We start from the raw sequence: 19312 nt of genomic DNA on the forward strand, positions 1-19312 counted from the left end.
TTAATTCAATTTTTAGGGCTTTCCGCAAGTACTCCGTTGATATACGTATCGATTAATGTAAGACCTTCTAGGTTTTCGATAGAATATGCTTCTTTTACTTTAATAATTTTTACGTTCTTTAAAGTAACATTTTTTATAGGTGATTCTTTATAGCCTTTTGCCAAGATACCATACATTCCACCATCTTTTACTGTTATATTTTCTAGAAAAATATTTTGTATTTGAGGTATAAATGTCCCTGGTTTAGCGCCATAGACTTCATAAAACATATTTAATTTCAAAACAGCCTCTTTGACCTGACCGACTTCTAAATTTCTTACGTATACATTCTCGATGAGTCCACCTCTGTTTGAGTTTGTTTTAATTCTAATTGCTCTGTCAAGGTTTGGACTGTCCATAATACAATTCTCCACAAAAACATTTCTTACTCCACCCGAAATTTCACTTCCAATTACAACCCCGCCATGACCATCAATCATTTTACAGTTTTGCACAACAATATTTTCACTTTTCATAGCCACACGCCTACCATCAGCATCCCTTCCAGATTTTATAGCGATACAGTCATCTCCAGTATTAAAAGTGCAGTTTTTTATGATTACATTTTTAGAATATTCCGGATCACATCCGTCATTATTAGGACCGTGGCTTTCAACCGTTATTCCATCAATTATGACATTCGAAGATTTTATAGGATGAACAACCCAAAATGGCGCATTCACAATTTTTACATCCTTTAGAAGAACATTTTTACAATCAAAAAACTCTACAAAATTTGGTCTTAAATAATGTCCCTCACCAAAAACACGTTCCGAAACAGGCACTGCTTCTTCAGCCATGGCAATAAGACGCAATCGATTGAGAGGATCGTTCTGATTAGGCTTCTCTTCTTTCCAACCGTATTCCTTTTTAGAACACCACCACCACCAATTTTCATTATTGGATTGACCGTTCAATATTCCTTTTCCGGTTACCGCAACATTAGTTTTTTGGTAAGCATATATTAAAGGAGAGTAATTCATCAATTCCGTTCCTTCCCATGAAGTATGTACTATCGGATAGTCAGCTGAATTTGTACTAAACAAAATTTCTGCTCCTTCTTGCAAATGAAGGTTTACATTATCTTCTAAATGAATCGGACCGGTGAAATATTTTCCGGATGGAACTAAAACTTTACCGCCACCGTTTTTACCACAATGTTGAATTGCTTTTTTAAATGCCTGAGTATTGTCGAAAACACCTCCAGACTGAGCACCAAAATCAGTAATTACATATGTTTTATCCCTAAAAGAAGGCACCTTTACACTATCAATTATATGCTGCATCGTTTTCCAAGGATCAGCAGACACAATTGTTTTTGTTTGCTTTACTCCACAAGAAACAAAAAGCAATGAAAAAAGAACAATAGACGAAAGTCTGTTAATTATAAAAAATATTTTTTTTCTCATTTGGTAAAATATAAATTCCTTCAAATTTAGTTTTTTCTCTATGTGCTTAGATTCAAAAATCAAATCATGCAATCGATTACACAAACGTAAATATTAATTTCCATTTAACCAAAATAAAATCAATAAAAATGTAGGTACCATAAAAAATATCCTATATTTATACACTTATTATAAAAAAATAGTATTAAAAATACATTATAACTAGAAGCTTCTTAGATAAAACCTGTAAAAAATAAGATTTTATACAATCGATAACATTAAATAAGTATTTAAGAAAAAAAGTATTAATTTTACAAATTCATAACAACTATTGATTCATAATGAGTGAGAAAACAACCATTTACGATATTGCAAAAGAACTCAATATATCCGCTGCTACAGTCTCTCGAGCTTTAAATAATAATCCCAAAATAAGTGAAAGTACTATTAAACTTGTAATGGATACTGCAGCTAAAATGAATTATAAACAAAACAGGTTAGCCTTAGCGCTTCGAAGCGGAAAAAGCGGAAATATTGGCGTTATCGTTCCTCGCATCAATACCAATTTTTTTGGATCTGTCATACGAGGGATTGAGGAAGAATTACATCCCAATAAGTACAATGTAATTATATGCCAAACACATGAAGATGAAAGCAGAGAAATTGAAAATATCAATACACTTCTTGACGCACAAGTAGATGGCATCATGATCTCTATTACCAATGAATCAAAGAAAAATGAAAAAATCATTCATCGTGTTCTCGAAAAAAATGTTCCACTAATCTTTTTCGACAGAAAAAAGAACATTGATGGTGTGAGTTCCATTACAATTGATGATTTCAAAGCTGGTTACATAGCAACAAAACATTTGATTGACCAAGGTTGTAAAAAAATAGCTCATTTATGTGGAGATCAATCATTAGAAATATACGAAAATCGATTTAAAGGCTACCAAAAAGCATTGCTAGACAACGGAATAACATTTGATGAAACTTATGTTATTCAGTCAAAGAGTAATATTGAAGACGGTATATCAGTAACCAACAAATTACTGCAATTAAAAACCCCACCTGACGCTATATTTTCTGCTAGTGATTTTGCCGCATTGGGCGCCATACAAGAATTGAAAGCACAGGGAATTCAAATTCCGGAAGACTTTTGTGTAGTAGGATTTGGTAACGAACCCTTTACAAAATTCATGGAACTTTCCATTTCTACAATTGATCAATCCCCTCTTGAAATGGGAAAAATGACCGCTAAAGTATTTTTGGAACAAATGAACAATACGGAAGATTTTAAAATGGAAAAAAAGATTGTTCTGAATCCTATTCTGCACATTCGGAAATCATCCTCGAGAAACAATATTTAAAACAAAAAAAGGGTGAAGTTTTTTAAACTCCACCCTTTTTCGATACAATAACAACCTCTTTTTCTATAAAGAAACGCCTCTTTTCCACGGAATAAAATCGTTCTGATTCAAAATTGCTGCTTTGGTTTTAATTTCACCACTAGCCACATTTATAATAAATTCCAGCATTTCATCCGCCATTTCATCAATTGTTTTTTCACCTGTAATAATTCCACCAGTATCAATGTCAATGATATCCGACATTTTTCTAGCTAACTCAGAGTTGGAGGAAACTTTAACTACCGGTGCAATTGGGTTTCCTGTTGGTGTTCCTAAACCTGTTGTAAACAAAACCATATTGGCTCCGGAACCAACCATTGCAGTCGTACATTCCACATCATTTCCTGGCGTACAAAGCAAATTCAAACCTGGTTTTGAAATGTATTCTCCATAATCCGAAACGCCTACTATTGGAGATGTTCCTCCTTTTTTAGCCGCTCCTGCTGATTTCATGGCATCCGTGATCAATCCGTCTTTGATGTTTCCTGGTGAAGGATTCATGTCAAATCCAGATCCGGCATCTACAACCGTTTTTTCATACCATTTCATCAATTCTAAAAAACGTACTCCAGCTTCGTCTTCAACACAGCGGTTTACTAATTCCTGCTCCACTCCACATAATTCGGGAAACTCTGAAAGAATGGTTGTTGCTCCAAGCGCTGTAAGCAAATCCGAAGTAACTCCCAAAGTTGGATTAGCCGAGATTCCGGAGAACCCGTCTGAACCGCCACACTCTAAACCAATCGTCAATTTAGACAATGGCGCTGGTGTTCTTTCTATTTTATTTGCTTCTTTGATAGCTTCAAAAGTATCTTTTACCACACTGCTCAACATTGCCTCAATGGTACCAATTTGTTGCTGATCATAAATCAAAACGGGCTTAGTACTTGTTGGATTAATTTCATGTAAAGCGTCTTTGAATATTTGGATTTGTAAGTTTTGACAACCCAAACTCAAAACCGTTGCTCCAGCCACATTGGGATTATTGACATATCCTGCCAAAAGTTTAGCCAAACTTTGTGAATCCTGACGAATTCCACCACATCCGCCTTGGTGCGTGATGAATTTCACTTCAATATTGTTGAATAAATCTGCTTCCGCCGATTTTCCTGCCGCTTCTGTGGAACCGTTTTCAGAACTTACTAACGAACGAAGTAACAATTGATAATCGTTTTCTTTCGGTTTGATTAATTCTTTTTCAAAAATATCCTTTAAGATTTCGATATTTCTGTTTTCACAAAAAACTAACGGAAAAAACAACCAAACATTCTCGGTCCCTACCTGTCCGTCTTCCCTGTGATATCCATTGAAAGTTCTATCTTTCCATTTATCAATATTCGGAACATCCCAACCAATAGTTTCCGTTTTTCCAGTCACTTTATCACTTTCATGCTTAACATTTAAAGTAGAAAGAAGACCTCCTTTTTCGATTTTAGCACTTGCTTTACCCACTAAAACACCATACATTATAATTCGATCACCGGTATTCAAATCGTTTAAAGCGATTTTATGTTTCATTTTCACATCAGTGATTATCGTGATATTTTCACCTTCAAAGTGGATAACCTCAGCAGCTGCAAGATTCACCAATGCTACCGCGACATTATCTGAAGGATTTACTTTTATTAATTTCTTTTGCATTTTAATAAATGTGATAAGTTTATAAAATATTAATATTGTTGACTGAAATTGGCAAAACCTTTTTCAATACCATTCGCTTCAATTTCGTTCAATGCCAATATCATAGCTTTTGATAATCCGTTTATTTTAGTTAAATCTTCACCCCAGAATTCGTCATTAGATAAAATTTTAGTCGCAACTAAATCTAAAGATCCTAATTGCCAAGCATTTTTAAATGCTTCAACTATCTCTGGAGAATCTTTAACCGGTAATGCTTCGTTATTCCAAGTTCCTTTGTAGAATTGGATTAAACAAGCTAATGAAAAAGTCAAATTAGTAGGCAATTTTTTATTTGCATTATAATATTGCAATAAACTTGGTAAAACTCTTACTTTGAATTTTGAGATAGAATTTAAAGCAATATCAGCCAATGCGTGTTTGATAAATGGATTTTTAAATCGATCCATTACCTCTTCAGTATAGGCAAGGATTTCATTTTTGTCCATATCAAGAGTTTCACTAATTTCGCCAATAACGCTGTTTACGAATTTCCCAGTAAAATCTCCGTTCACGGTTTCCATAACTAATTTGTTACCGTGCAAAAGGGAAAAAGGGACCATTGCAGTATGAGCACCGTTTAAAATACGAACTTTTATCATTTTAAAAGGCCGTATATCGTCAACAATCTTCACATTCAAATTCGTTTTATGGAAAGGTAATTTTTCTTTTAAAGCATCACCGCCTTCGATAGCCCAAAGAAAAAATGGTTCAGCGGCAACAATTAAATTGTCTTGATACTCTAATTTGTTATTGTATTCTTCAATCTCAGCTCTTGGATATCCAGGAACAATTCTGTCCACCAAAGTACTGTGATACGTACAAGCATCTGATGCCCAAGTTTTGAATGAAGCCTCAAATTTCCATAAATCGCAATATTGCAAAATATATTTTTTTAAAGTTTCTGAGTTATAATCGATCAATTCACAAGGAATTATAGTCAATCCTTTAGCAGCATCTCCATTGAAATGTTTGAATCTTTCATATAATAAAACAGTCAACTTTGCAGGAAATGAAACCGGTGGTTGCATATCTGGAGTATCACTTTCGATGAATTCAATTCCAGCTTCGGTAGTGTTTGAAACAATAAATTGAAGTTCCTCTTCTTTGGCTAAAGCTAGATAATCTGCAAAATCAGTATATGGATTTATAGCTTTTACAATATTAGAAATTAACTCAATATCCTGTATTTTTTCGCCTTTTTTGATTCCATTCACAAACAAAGTGTACAAACCATCTTGATCGTTAATCATGTTTATCATACCTTCTTTCAATGGCTGAACTATTGCGATACCAGCATTGAAATCAACTTCTTTATTAAGTTTTTGAAAAGCGTAATCTACAAATGCTCTCAAGAAATTACCTTCTCCAAATTGTACCACTTTTATGGGTTGTAATTTTTCTAATCCTGTATTTATTCTGTTTAATTTTTTCATTTTTATATCTTTAATACCCCAAAATCTTATTTTTTAGCAGTAAAATGTTTTATTTATTTAAGCCGGAAATACGCTTAATTAAGGGTACAATAAACGACTTAACTGCTTTGCGATTCAACATTTCAGTCCATTAGAGGAATAAGGAACAATCCTTTAAAACGCATTTCTTTAAGTCGCTTATTGCATTCTTATTTTATAATTTGAAATTGAATTTTCTTAAACGCCACTGAAAATCGTAAATCCGCCATCAACAGTAATTTTTGATCCTGTAACAAATTTTGAGGCATCACTTAACAACCAAACCAAGGCTCCTGCGAGTTCCTCCGGATTTCCAAAACGTTTAAATGGTGTGTTTTGAAGTACCAAATTCCCTCTATCCGTTAAGCTCCCATCGGCGTTCGTCAACAAGGTTCTGTTTTGTTCCGTAAGAAAAAATCCCGGTGCAATTGAATTCATTCGTATTGCATCGCCATATCGTTTGGCGAGCTCCACTGCAAACCATTGCGTATAAGAATCTATGGAAGATTTGGCTAGGCTGTAGCCCAATACTTTGGTAACCGCTAATTGTGATACTACCGATGAAATATTTACGATACTTCCTGAGCCACCATTTTTTTTTATAGCTTCCCCAAAAACTTGTGTTGGTAAAATAGTACCAACCAGGTTCAATCGCATTACATCTTCCAATGCAGTAACATTTAACTTAAAAATATCCTGTTCGGGCTGTACTACAGCTTCCGGAAGGTTTCCACCGGCCGCATTAACCAAACCATCAATTTTTCCAAATTCGGCAAGCATTTTTTCTTTTGCAGCTAAGAGTTGTAATTCATCCGTTACATCGGCGATCAGAGCGATAGCTCGTCCGCCTTTGGCAATTATATTTTGAACTCTTTCATTGGCTATTTTCTCATTTCTGCCCAAGATCCCAACTGCTCCTCCTGCCTGAATAATACCATTTATAAAGGCTTCACCGAGTATTCCGGTTCCGCCGGTTACCACTATTACTTTCCCTTTTAATGAAAAACTATTTTCCATCTTTTTTTATTTTTTAGCTTCTAATTTCTTTAATTGTGGCTAAAGTTGCTCTGACAGTTGCCTCTAAACCGTCAAAATCCTCACTTTTCAAAACTTCATTTGAAATCAACTGAGAACCAATACCTACACAAGTTACTCCAGCGTCAAACCAGTTTTTTAGATTGTCTTTATCGGTTGAAACACCTCCCGTTGGCATAATACTCGTCCATGGACAAGGACCTTTGATTCCTTTGACAAATTGTGGTCCGTAAACATCGCCCGGGAATAACTTTACAATTTCACAACCCAATTCTTCGGCGCGTGCAATTTCGGTAAGTGAAGCGCAACCTGGTGACCACAATACTTTGCGACGGTTGCAAACCAATGCAATGTCTTCTCTCAAAACCGGTGTGACAATAAAATTTGCTCCTAATTGCATATACAATGAAGCAGCAGCGGCATCCGTTATCGAACCAACTCCCAAGATCATTCCCGGCAATTCAGCTAATGCGTATTTGTTTAATGCACCAAAAACTTCAAATGCAAAATCGCCTCTGCTGGTGAATTCCATCAATCGGGCTCCACCATCATAACAGGCTTTGATTACTTTTTTCCCCAATTCAACATCGGTATGGAAAAATAAGGGAACCATTCCCGTTTCCGCCATTACATTTGCTACTTCTAATCTTGAATATTTTGCCATACTTCTGTATTTATCTAGAAACTAATCCGGCGCCATCACCGTCTAGCATGTTTTCAACTTCTTTTAAGGTCACTAAATTATAATCCCCTGCAATGGTATGTTTTAAACAACAGGCCGCAACTGCAAAATCTAACGCTCTTTGATTGTTATTTTGAAATTCCAACAAACCATAAATCAATCCGCCCATGAAGGCATCACCACTGCCTACACGGTCTATCACAGGAGTTACTTCTTTTACGGCAGCATCATAAATACTTTTTCCGTCAAATAAAATGCCTCCAATTCGTTGGTGCGATGCACTCACAGAATAACGTAATGTGGTAGCTGCTATTTTTAAATTTGGGCATAATTCAAATAACTTATTATATAAAGCCGGTAGTGATTTTGTGTCCTGATAATTGGGGTTCACTTTAGGGATTCCTAACATAAAATAAGCAGTATCAATATCTCCTAGAATTACGTTGCTATAGTGCAATATTTCAGGCATAACCTCGCTGGGAGTTTTGCCATATTGCCACAATTTTGACCTGTAATTCAAATCGCATGAGATTGTTAAACCTAATTTATGCGCCACTTTTACGGCTTCTAAACAGGCTTCGGCAGCGCTCTCAGAAATCGCCGGTGTAATCCCGCTCCAATGAAACCAGGTAGCACCTTCCAGTACTTTTTCCCAATCAACTGCTCCTTTTTCAATGGTTGCCATCGAGCTGTGCGCACGGTCATACACTACGTTGCTGCCGCGTGTTCCAGCACCCGTTTCAAGATAATAAATCCCTAAACGATCGCCTCCAAAAATGATATTTTTGGATTCAACATTCATCTTTCGCATTTCTTTTAGCGCACAAGCACCTATTTCATTCTCTGGAATTCTGGTTACAAATTCTGCATTTATACCATAATTTGCCAAAGAAACGGCCACATTAAATTCACCACCACCATAGGAAGCGGTAAATGCTTTTGCTTGCTCAAAACGCAAATGCCTTTCTGTTGAAAGTCGCAACATTATTTCTCCAAAGGTGACTACTTTATTCATTTTATACCTGAATTAAATGTTCTCTATTTTATAAAATCTTCTCTCATAGGGCTAAAAACGTCGATTAGAATTCCTTCTTCCAAACAAACAACCCCATGTATTTTATTGGAAGGAATATAAAAGGAATCTCCTTTTTTTAGTATTCTTGTTTCCTCTTCAATAGTCACTTCAAATGTACCATCGGCAATATGGGTAACTTGTGTGTGATGATGAGTATGCAAAGGGCCAATTGCTCCTTTCTCAAACTTCACATTGACCATCATGACCCGATCATCAAATCCCACAATTTGACGTTGCACGCCTTCCCCCACAAATTCCCATTGAGTTTCTTCTTCTTTAAAAAAGCGCGTACTATTTGCCAATACCGTCATACTATCCGAATCTGATTATTAGAATTTAAAATATTCTTTGGCATTATTATAACTAATATCCGAAACCATTTTACCAATCCATTCCATATCATTTGGCAGTTCACCTCTTTTGATTTCATCTCCTAAAAGATTACAAAGAATACGTCTGAAGTATTCGTGTCTTGGAAACGATAAAAAGCTTCTGGAATCGGTCAACATTCCTATAAAACAACTAATCAATCCCATATTAGAAAGGGCATTCAATTGCTTGGTCATTCCGTCTTTCTGGTCTAAAAACCACCATCCGGATCCAAATTGTACTTTACCCTTTACGCTTCCATCATTAAAATTACCAATCATCGTAGCCATAACTTCGTTATCGGCAGGATTTAGATTGTAAATAATGGTTTTTGTCAATTTATCTTTACGGTCTAAAGCATTTAAAAAACGAGATAATTTTTGAGCCTGCGGATAATCTCCAATGGAATCCCATCCGGTATCAGGACCTAAAATACGGTGCATGCGCTCATTATTATTTCTTAGTGCTCCCAAGTGAAACTGCTGTACCCAACCGTATTGGTGGTAGGTTTCAGATAAAAACAATAAAATAGCGGTTTGAAATTTTAACGCTTCTTCATTACTGATTTCCTTGCGCTCTCTTTTCTTTTTAAAAATTGAATTTACTTCACTTTCGGTAAAATTTTCAAAATAAATTTGGTCCAAACCATGATCACAAAGTTTGCAGCCATCTTTATCAAAAAAGTCAATCCTGTTGGTAAGCGCAGTACACAAATCAGAATAAGAACTAATCGTAATTCCTGCAACTTCACCTAAAGTGTCTATGTACGAATTATATCCATCATTCGAAATTAGAATCGCTTTATCCGGTCTAAAGGCAGTGCTAACCTTGGTCCCAAAAGGATTTTTGGCTAATTGTTGGTGGTATTCTAAAGTATCAATTGGATCTTCGGTAGTACATACAAATTCGGCATTTACTTTTCGAAGTAAATTTTGAGTGCTGTATTCTGCCGAATTTATTTTGGCGGAAGCCTCCATATATATTTTTTCAGCTGATTTTTCATTTAACAAATCATGAATATCAAAATAACGGGCCAATTCCAGATGCGTCCAATGGTACAAAGGGTTGCGCATGGTATACGGAACTGTTTTTGCCCAATTCATAAACTTATCTTTATCTGAACCGTTACCTGTTATAAACTGTTCGTTGACCCCCAACGTACGCATCGCGCGCCACTTGTAATGATCACCATTAATCCAAACTTGGGTTATATTGTCGAAAATTTTATCTTCAGCAATAAACTGTGGCGACAAGTGATTGTGATAATCGATTATAGGCTGATTTTTAGAATAATTATGATATAATTCTTCCGCAAATTTATTTTCTAATAAAAAATTGTCGTTTATAAATGGTGTACTCATTATAAATTTCTTAAATATTAATTTTCATTTGATGGTTTTCCGATAGTAGCCAATATTCCACCGTCGACATATACGATTTGTCCGTTTACAAAATCACTCGCTCTTGAAGCCAAAAAGACAGCTGTTCCCGCTAAATCTTCTGGATTTCCCCAACGTGCAGCCGGCGTTCTATTGATTATAAATTCATTAAACGGATGTCCGTCTACTCGAATAGGTTCTGTTTGTGTAGTTGCAAAATAACCAGGGCCAATTCCGTTGACTTGAATATTGTATTTTGCCCATTCGGTAGCCAGATTTCGGGTCAGCATTTTCAGACCACCTTTTGCAGCAGCATAAGCCGAGACACTGTTCCGTCCCAATTCACTCATCATAGAACAAATGTTGATTATTTTGCCTTCCTGCCTTTCAATCATTTGCTTGGCAACCAGTTGTGACATGATAAAAGGACCTACTAAATCTACATCGATCACTTTTCTAAAATCAGAGACCGGCATTGTGATGGCTAATTCTCTTTTTATAATTCCGGCATTGTTCACTAAAATATGAATATCTCCTAACTCTTTGGTGATTAATGCAATGTTGTCTGCCGCCGCTTTTTCATCGGTAACATCAAATAAATATCCGGAAACTTTGTATCCTTTACCAGAATAATACGCCAGTGCTTCCTCCATTTTAGAAGGCGTTGTACCGGTTATTACAAGTTCAGCACCTGCAATTGCCAAACCTTCCGCCATTGCCAAACCTAAACCGTGCGTTCCTCCGGTTATCAGCGCTCTTTTTCCTTTTAAATCAAATAAATTCATAGTTTCTTATCTTAATTCATTTGGGGCAACGATATCCATGTCGCCATAATCTAAATTCTCACCGGCCATTCCCCATATAAAGGAATAGTTTGACGTTCCTGCACCAGAATGTATGGACCATTCCGGAGATAAAACGGCTTGGTGGTTTTGCATGAAGATATGTCTGGTATTTTGTGGTTCTCCCATGAAATGACAAATCGTTTGTGGTGCTTCTATATCAAAATAAAAATAGGCCTCCATTCGTCGGTTGTGCGTGTGGGCAGGCATGGTGTTCCATACATTCCCGGGCAACAATTCCGTAAGTCCCATTTGTAACTGACACGTTTCAACGATACTATTGACAATCAGTTTGTTTAAAATTCGCTTGTTGGCTGTTTTTTCTTCTCCTAATTGAATGACTTCAGCGTCTTCTTTTCCAATTTTTTTATTTGGAAACTTCGTATGTGCCGGTGCCGAATTAATATAAAATAAAGCTTGTTCGCCATTAGCACTGGAAAAAATAACTTCCTTACAACCTTGACCTAAATAAAGCGCCTCTTTTTTTTGCAATTCATACACCACGCCGTCAACCGTAACGGTTCCGCTACCGCCAACGTTGATAATTCCCAATTCCCGTCTGTCTAAAAAGTTTTCTGATTTCAAATACGGAATAGTTTCTAATTTTAATTCTTTACCAACCGGCATTATTCCACCTACAATGTATCTATCATACATAGAATAGGTCAATTGTATTTTATTTTCAACAAAAAGATTTTCAATTAAAAATTGCTCTCTCAATTCGTCAGTTCCATATTTCTTGACGTCCGTAGGGTTCGAAGCGTATCTGAAAGAAAAATTTGTCATGTTATATTATTTTAATGTAATCGATTACACAAAGATACTTTATATTCCTTTAAGTACTATTTTTTTATCTCTAAAAAGCTCTTAATTTTAAAAAACCGACTTATAAATCAGTAATCGGACTATACTTTGGCACCAATGCTTTCATGAACAACCAACCGGTCAAATAACAAACGGCACAAATAGAGAAAATAATAAAATATCCAGCTTCAATCCCTTGAAAACCCATAAAAGCCATATTGGTTTCTTTAGTATAATCAAACAACAAGCCTGAACCTTTGTTGATCATCGTGGAACCAATACCACCAGCCAAACCGCCGATACCAGTAATAGTTGCAATTGCTTTTTTAGGGAACATATCGCCTACTGTTGTGAAGATATTTGCCGACCAAGATTGGTGAGCCGCTCCTGAAATACCAATTATTATTACGGGCAACCAATAGCTAATATGGCCCAAAGGCTGCGCGATCAAAGCTAATAATGGGAAAAAAGCGAAAATCAGCATGGCTTTCATTCGTCCTTCATAAGGATTCATCCCCTTCTTTTCAACAAAATAAGTGGGCAACCAACCTCCAATAATTGAAAGCAATGTAATCATGTATAATACAAATAATGGCAAAGCCGCTTCGGTGGAATCCATGCCGTAAACTGAGCTTAAATACGCAGGAGTCCAAAACAAAAAGAACCACCACACGCCATCGGTCATGAACTTACCAAAAGCAAAAGCCCATGTTTGTTTGTATCTAAAACAATCCATTAAAGTTACCTTGGTGCTCGTTTCTGGTACATATCCTTCTAATTTACTGGCCGCAATATCATCTTGCTGGATATATTCTAATTCAGCGGTACTAACCTTTAGATGTTTCTCTGGTTTTTCATACATAAAAACCCAAAATCCCATCCAAACAAAACCTAAGGCACCAATGATAATAAAAGCCATTTCCCAACCAAACGCTTTTGCAATAAACGGAATAGATATTGGGGCAGCCAATGCACCAACAGTCGCACCCGCATTAAAAATACTTGTAGAGAAAGCTCTGTCTTTTTTAGGAAAATATTCGGCTGTTGTTTTAATAGCTGCAGGGAAATTTCCTGCTTCACCAACGGCCAAAACAAAACGGGCAAAAATAAATAAAGTCACACTTACATTGATAATCAGTCCAGTATCTTTCACCGTACTAAGTGCTTCTTTAGCTCCTTCAAAACCAACAAACCAATCCCCAGTAATAATCCCTGCTGTTGCAATACCGCAGAATGCGTGTAAACAAGCTCCAAAAGACCAAATCCCAATGGCCCAAAGAAATCCTTTTTTGGTGTCTAGCCAATCCACAAATCTTCCTGCAAACAATAATGATACTGCATAAAAAATTGAAAATAATGCCGTAATATTTCCATAATCATTGTTGGTCCAATGAAATTCTGGAGCAATAAAATCACTCCATGTCAATGAAAGCACTTGTCTGTCCAAGTAATTTATAGTAGTTGCAAAAAAAAGTAAACCACAAATTGACCAGCGGTAGTTTCCAATATTTTTACTTGTTTGCTTTATCATTTGGTTATGTTTAAAATAGTTAGTTTTCGATATAAAATGCATCCTTATTACGTAAAACAGTTTATCCGCAGATTTGATCTCTTTTTAAAATGAATCTCGATAAAGTCTTTCCTTTATTTAAAGAACCCTTTTTGTTCGAGAATAAATTTAGATGCTATGAAATGTAATCGATTGCACAAATATACTTTTTAATATTCATTATCCAAATTATTTGAATATTATTTTAAATTAGCAACTTAAATAAATACATAAAATAAAAAACAATATTAAATTACACATTTAAGAAAATTAATGTTAAAGCTATTAAACCGATAGTTTCAGCTTTTAGGAAATCTAAACTGCATTAACAATAACCTATTGATTTCTAAAAAAGACATTAAAATTTTATCCTACCGAAAAATAAATCCTTAAAAAAAAAATACAATGAAAATTAATACTATTCTAAAAGCAAGTCGCTATGCATTACCTATATTTTTTATTCTTGGCATACATTCACAGATACACGCTCAAGATCAAATAATACCGCTTTGGACGGAAGCAATACCTGATGCTATTTATAATTCGAATTATCAGGAAAATGAAATATCAAAAGAGGGAATAGTCCAAAACAGTAGTAAAGTTATCACTCCTACTCTTTCTGTTTTTCTACCCAACGAATCCTCTACTAATGGAGCATCAGTTCTGATTTTCCCTGGAGGCGGATATTCTCATTTAGCTATTGATAAAGAAGGAACGAAAGTAGCACGATGGTTAAATACCTTAGGAATAACAGCCTTTGTCTTAAAATATAGACTACCAAACGAACAAATAATGAAAGATAAAACAATTGGTCCTTTACAAGATGCCCAAGAAGCTATTAGATACATCAGACGCAACGTAGAAAAATGGAAAGTAAATAAGGACAAAATTGGAGTTATGGGTTTTTCGGCAGGCGGACATTTAGCAGCCACTTTATCTACTCATTATAATGAAAAAATATACCAAGTTTCTGATTCCTTAAGTGCCAAACCGGATTTTTCGATATTAATTTACCCTGTTATTTCCATGACAAATGAAATCACACACAAAGGATCACAAAATAATTTATTGGGGGTCTCGCCGTCCGTTTCATTGATTAATAAATTTTCCAATGAACAGCACGTAAATTCTGAGACACCGCCAACATTTATCATTCATGCCACAGACGATCTAGTAGTTCCAGCAGAAAACAGCCTCAATTATTACATAGCTTTAAAGAAAAATAAGGTTCCAGCAGAGTTGCATTTGTATGAAAAAGGAGGACATGGCTTTGGTTTAGGAGTGAAAGATACCAGCCAATATTGGACCAAAGATTGCGAGAATTGGCTTCGTGGCATCCTATGAATAATCGATTAAATTATGAAGTTCTATTTTTTATTTTATGAAAGATCTAGTCCTGAAAAGTAACACAAGATTAATAATGTAAAAGCTCAGTTTTTAAACAGTAGTGAGCTCATGTTTATTACTGTTTTTTTGTTTTATAGGTTTTAATTTGATTTTGTTCATGTCTCTTATTTGAAGTAAGGATATAATTTGAATAATTTGGGAGTGATTGATTCCACTGTAGCGTGCGAAAACAAAAGTTCCAGTTCTGCACCAGTTTTTTCATTTATCACTTCAATACTTAATTCGAAGACTTCAAATAAAGAAATATACTTCTTTACCGTATTTCTAGAAAGGGATAGCTAATTACTTATGCATAACTTACTTTTAACGTTACAGTAGCATTTAATTGCTTTCCTAATTTTACTCATGTCTGTTATTTTGTTTGCTGTAATCCCTGTTTTTTTTTAACGAATGTTTGGTGCAAAAAACATGAAAAAGTTAGTGGTTTTTAAGGATCAATTGTACACCTAAATCAGGTGGTCAACATCTCTAAATTTGCAGTATACAGTAAAGATAATGAAGACAAAATAGATGAACTGGCTGCGCTTATTTATCGAAAATGGATAAAGGCTATTGAAAAGTACAATTCATCTTATCAATTGACTGCGTAATATAGTCTTATCAAATTTAAAAAATAGCCTTTCAGAAATGGGATTTTTTTTTATTCAACATTTAAAAAGAATAACACTTATTAAAAAGAAACAAATTTTGTAAAAAAAATAAATTCCTTAGTAAAATTAAGTAATAACCAAAAAAGGCAACGGAAAAGGCAATTAAATTAAAAAACCCTTATAAATTAAGTATTTATAAGGGTTTTGTGAAGGCAGAAGGATTACTGACACAACTCGCAGCGCACGTTATTATTGAGTTATTATATTTCTTGTGGCAACTTTGTGCCAAATTTTTTCGTTTTCTCTTAGAATTAACTTGTTTGTAATAGAAATTCCATGTCAAATATAGCAAACTAAATAAAGAGAAAAACAATTATAAATATCAAATCATATATGATTCGATGTATTAAAAAAATACTGCTATTTTAAAAGTCAAATTAATTAATATTTAACTATCTTTCCTACATTTACAAGTAATCAAAAAAAGACATGGCAAAAATACACTCGTTTAAAATATCTAACTTTAGAGGAATTCAAGAACTTCAACAAGTTTTTGGCATGACTGATTTTGTATGCTTAATTGGTAGAGGTGACTCTGGTAAAACAACTATTCTTGAAGCTATTTCAGCAGTCTTATCACCAAGTTGGAATTTAAGCTTCTACGATACCGATTTTTTTAATGGCGACATTAATAATTCCATTGAAATTGAAGTTTCATTATATGATTTGCCTAAAGAATTAATTCAGGAAAATAAATATGGGCTATTCATAAGAGGTCTTGATAAATCTACAGATATAATATATGACGACCTGCTGGATGACCATGAAATTATTCTTACAGTAAAACTAATTGTAGAAAAAGATTTAGAACCAAAATGGTTTATTATAAATGATAGAGAGCATCAAGAACCTATTGAAATAAAAGCTACTGATAGAGCTAGCCTGAATGTCTTTTTAGTCTCGGATTATATAGATAGGCACTTTTCATGGAACAAAGGAAATCCTCTCTATTCATTATTAAAACAGGAAAAGAATCATGACGAAAAAAATAATGTAATTATAGATGCATTGAGAGAGGCAAAAGAAAAAATTGATTCAAGTTCTTTCAACCACTTAGATAGTATCGTTAAAAAAATAAAAGACTCTGCTTCAAATTTGGGAATTGATATCTCAAATACAACAACAACAATAGATTTTAAAGATTTTTCTATTAAAGATGGTCGAATTTGTTTACACGATGATAAAATACCATTTCGACAAAAAGGGAAAGGTTCAAAAAGATTAATTTCTATAGCAATACAAACTGAATTAGCTAAAGCTGGAGGAATATTGCTAATAGATGAAATTGAACAAGGTCTTGAACCGGATAGAGCTCAACATTTGGCAAAAATTTTAAAAAGAACTAACCAAGGTCAAATTTTTATCACGACGCACTCACGAGATGTATTAGTTGAATTAGATGCTAATGATTTATTTAAAGTAAAAAAATACTATCCAAGTTTATATCAGTTTGATAATTCCTTACAATCTGCCATCAGAAGTAATCCCGAAGCCTTTTTTTCTGATCGTGTATTGGTTTGTGAAGGTCCAACTGAAATAGGAATTTGTAGAGGTTTGAATAATTTTAGAATGCAGAATGGAAAAGATAACATTTCTTTTTTAGGAATTCGATTTGCAAATGGGAATGGTTCAAGTCAAATTGAATATGCAAAAAGTTTTTTAAAATCCGGATTTGAAGTTTGCTTGTTTTGCGATTCAGATGTAGAAGGAATAAATAAACTAAAAGAAAAGTTGAAGGACGATGGTATATGTATAGTAGATTGCGAAAACCACAATGCCACAGAAAATCAAATTTTTGATGATCTACCATTAAAAGGAATACATGAACTAATTGAATATTATACTTTACAGAATCAGGATTCAGTAGAAGATAGCATACGCACGGGTTATAAAGTACATGGTGATTTACCCGAAAATTGGAAAGAAATTGATACGCCTCAATTACGTTCTGTTATTGGAACAATTGCCAAGAAAAAATCATGGTTTAAAAGAACGGACCATGGTGAATTTGTTGGAGGTGTAATATGTAAATATCTGGAAGACATTAAGGATAAAAAGTTGGGTAACCAATTTCAAGAATTATCTAAATGGATTGATAATGATTAATTATAAAGAATTTATTTCCAATGAAAAGAGTATGCTTATTGCGCCAGCAGGCTTTGGTAAAACACATACTATTGTAGAATGTCTTAAGCATACTCAAACAAAAGGTAAACAACTCATACTAACCCATACACATGCAGGAGTTGCATCAATAAAAGAAAAAATTAAAAGGGAAGGAATTCCAAGTTCCCAGTACTTTATTGAAACAATATCCAGCTTTGCACAAAAATATGTTTTATCCTTCTACATCGGAACTGATATTCCAGAACAAGAAGATTCCAAGAATTATTATCCATTTATAATTGAAAAGTCTATTCATCTATTAAAAAGAAAACCAATCAGAGAAATTATTTTAAATACATATGATGGTCTTTTTGTTGATGAATATCAAGATTGCACTACAAAACAGCATGAACTAATTCTAATACTTTCAGAATTACTACCTACACGAATACTTGGTGATTTTTTGCAAGGGATATTTGGCTTTAATGGAGAAAACCTTGTTAATCTGCAAAGCAATGCTGAAATGGGAGAATTTCAAAAATCCTATTACGAATTACACGAACCTCAAAGATGGCTAAATGGAAATAATACCTTATTAGGTGAAGATTTAAAAAAAATTAGAAAATCTCTTATAGATAAAGAAGATATTAATTTAGCCTCTCATAGCTCGATAGAAACGCATATTACAAAGAATATGTACTATGATAAATATAATTTTATTATGAACTTATTGACAAGTAGTGACAGTGTTTTAATAATTGATCCAATATCTACTAATATTAATAGTAGAATTGCTTTTACACAACGATTTAAAAATATACCTAGATTAATTGAATCAATCGACGATAAAACATTTTATATTTTATCAAAAGATGCAGATTTAATCACTTCTGATAATATTATAAAAGATCTGTATTCATTAACAATTAAATTATTTAATAAAACTGCGATAGAAAAATGGTTCACTGCAAAAGGTATCAAAAACAAAACTAAAGAAAGTGATAATGTACTTTTAATACCATTGATAAATAAAATTCAAATTTTAGAAAAAAACATTTCGTTTTCTATTGTTTTAGAAGCTTTAATTTTAATAAAAGATTTACCCGATGTAAAATGCTATAGAAAGGAATTATTTCATTCGTTTTGTTCTGCTCTAAAAGATGCTGAACATTCTAATATTTCAGTATTTCAAGCAATGACAAATAGTAGAAATTTGACCCGTAGGGTTGGTAGAAAAATATATGGGAAATGCATTGGAACCACACTTTTAACTAAAGGTTTGGAGTTCGATACGGTAGTAATATTAAATGCTCATAAGTTCGACTGTCCAAAACATTTATATGTAGCTTTAACAAGAGCATCAAAAAGACTAATAATTCTTACTGAAAGCAAAATTCTCAAACCGTATTAGCAGAAAATAATTTCATGAAAATTTGACACACAAATT

General features: G+C 34.0%; 15 protein-coding genes. 4 read left to right on the top strand and 11 right to left on the bottom strand.

All coding sequences use genetic code 11. The features are described from left to right. Nucleotides 1-5: 5 nt before the first annotated feature. Nucleotides 6-1448, bottom strand: a complete 1443-nt coding sequence (locus DR871_RS08690; RefSeq protein ID WP_113665650.1) for a glycoside hydrolase family 28 protein — start codon at nucleotides 1446-1448, stop codon at nucleotides 6-8. Between the two features lie 320 nt (nucleotides 1449-1768). Here DR871_RS08690 and DR871_RS08695 point away from each other — a divergent pair, with 320 nt between their 5' ends. Next, nucleotides 1769-2797, top strand: a complete 1029-nt coding sequence (locus tag DR871_RS08695; RefSeq protein ID WP_113665649.1) for a LacI family DNA-binding transcriptional regulator — start codon at nucleotides 1769-1771, stop codon at nucleotides 2795-2797. Nucleotides 2798-2860: 63 nt separating this feature from the next. Here the strand turns inward: DR871_RS08695 and DR871_RS08700 are convergent, their stop codons facing one another. The 10 genes from DR871_RS08700 to DR871_RS08745 form a co-directional block, all read right to left on the bottom strand. After that, nucleotides 2861-4477 carry a UxaA family hydrolase gene (locus tag DR871_RS08700; RefSeq protein WP_113665648.1) on the bottom strand — a complete coding sequence of 539 codons (1617 nt, stop codon included), beginning with the start codon at nucleotides 4475-4477 and terminating at the stop codon, nucleotides 2861-2863. A 29-nt stretch (nucleotides 4478-4506) separates the two neighbouring features. Continuing rightward, entirely contained in the window at nucleotides 4507-5949 is a 1443-nt protein-coding gene (locus DR871_RS08705; RefSeq protein ID WP_113665647.1) for a tagaturonate reductase, read from the bottom strand. Nucleotides 5950-6165: 216 nt separating this feature from the next. Further along, entirely contained in the window at nucleotides 6166-6984 is an 819-nt protein-coding gene (locus DR871_RS08710) for an SDR family oxidoreductase (RefSeq protein WP_113665646.1), read from the bottom strand. Nucleotides 6985-6997: 13 nt separating this feature from the next. Beyond that, entirely contained in the window at nucleotides 6998-7666 is a 669-nt protein-coding gene (locus DR871_RS08715; protein WP_113665645.1) for a bifunctional 4-hydroxy-2-oxoglutarate aldolase/2-dehydro-3-deoxy-phosphogluconate aldolase, read from the bottom strand. Between the two features lie 10 nt (nucleotides 7667-7676). Further along, complete coding sequence (locus tag DR871_RS08720; protein ID WP_113665644.1) at nucleotides 7677-8699, bottom strand: sugar kinase; 1023 nt, start codon at nucleotides 8697-8699, stop codon at nucleotides 7677-7679. 23 nt (nucleotides 8700-8722) lie between these two features. Continuing rightward, the gene (locus tag DR871_RS08725) at nucleotides 8723-9070 is read right to left on the bottom strand and encodes a cupin domain-containing protein (RefSeq protein WP_113665643.1); all 348 of its coding nucleotides are present in this window, start codon (nucleotides 9068-9070) and stop codon (nucleotides 8723-8725) included. Nucleotides 9071-9088: 18 nt separating this feature from the next. Continuing rightward, a complete protein-coding gene (gene uxaC, locus DR871_RS08730) occupies nucleotides 9089-10489 on the bottom strand; it encodes a glucuronate isomerase (protein WP_113665642.1) in 1401 nt (466 codons plus the stop codon). Nucleotides 10490-10506: 17 nt separating this feature from the next. Beyond that, a complete protein-coding gene (locus tag DR871_RS08735) occupies nucleotides 10507-11292 on the bottom strand; it encodes a gluconate 5-dehydrogenase (protein ID WP_113665641.1) in 786 nt (261 codons plus the stop codon). A gap of 6 nt (nucleotides 11293-11298) precedes the next feature. Next, nucleotides 11299-12135: a 5-dehydro-4-deoxy-D-glucuronate isomerase gene (gene kduI, locus DR871_RS08740; protein WP_113665640.1), complete on the bottom strand. Its 837-nt coding sequence runs from the start codon at nucleotides 12133-12135 to the stop codon at nucleotides 11299-11301. 100 nt (nucleotides 12136-12235) lie between these two features. Further along, complete coding sequence (locus tag DR871_RS08745) at nucleotides 12236-13684, bottom strand: MFS transporter (protein ID WP_113665639.1); 1449 nt, start codon at nucleotides 13682-13684, stop codon at nucleotides 12236-12238. 423 nt (nucleotides 13685-14107) lie between these two features. Between DR871_RS08745 and DR871_RS08750 the strand changes: the two genes are divergently transcribed. The 3 genes from DR871_RS08750 to DR871_RS08760 all read left to right on the top strand — a co-directional run bounded on the left by DR871_RS08750 (nucleotide 14108) and on the right by DR871_RS08760 (nucleotide 19276). Then, complete coding sequence (locus DR871_RS08750) at nucleotides 14108-15046, top strand: alpha/beta hydrolase (RefSeq protein ID WP_113665638.1); 939 nt, start codon at nucleotides 14108-14110, stop codon at nucleotides 15044-15046. A gap of 1142 nt (nucleotides 15047-16188) precedes the next feature. Continuing rightward, nucleotides 16189-17865 (top strand): ATP-dependent nuclease, encoded by a 1677-nt coding sequence (locus DR871_RS08755; RefSeq protein ID WP_113665637.1) that lies wholly within the window; start codon nucleotides 16189-16191, stop codon nucleotides 17863-17865. Beyond that, entirely contained in the window at nucleotides 17858-19276 is a 1419-nt protein-coding gene (locus tag DR871_RS08760) for a UvrD-helicase domain-containing protein (protein WP_113665636.1), read from the top strand. The genes DR871_RS08755 and DR871_RS08760 overlap by 8 nt, the downstream gene beginning before the upstream one ends. Nucleotides 19277-19312 lie beyond the last annotated feature (36 nt).

This window comes from Flavobacterium petrolei (assembly GCF_003314435.2).
Taxonomy (GTDB): domain Bacteria; phylum Bacteroidota; class Bacteroidia; order Flavobacteriales; family Flavobacteriaceae; genus Flavobacterium; species Flavobacterium petrolei.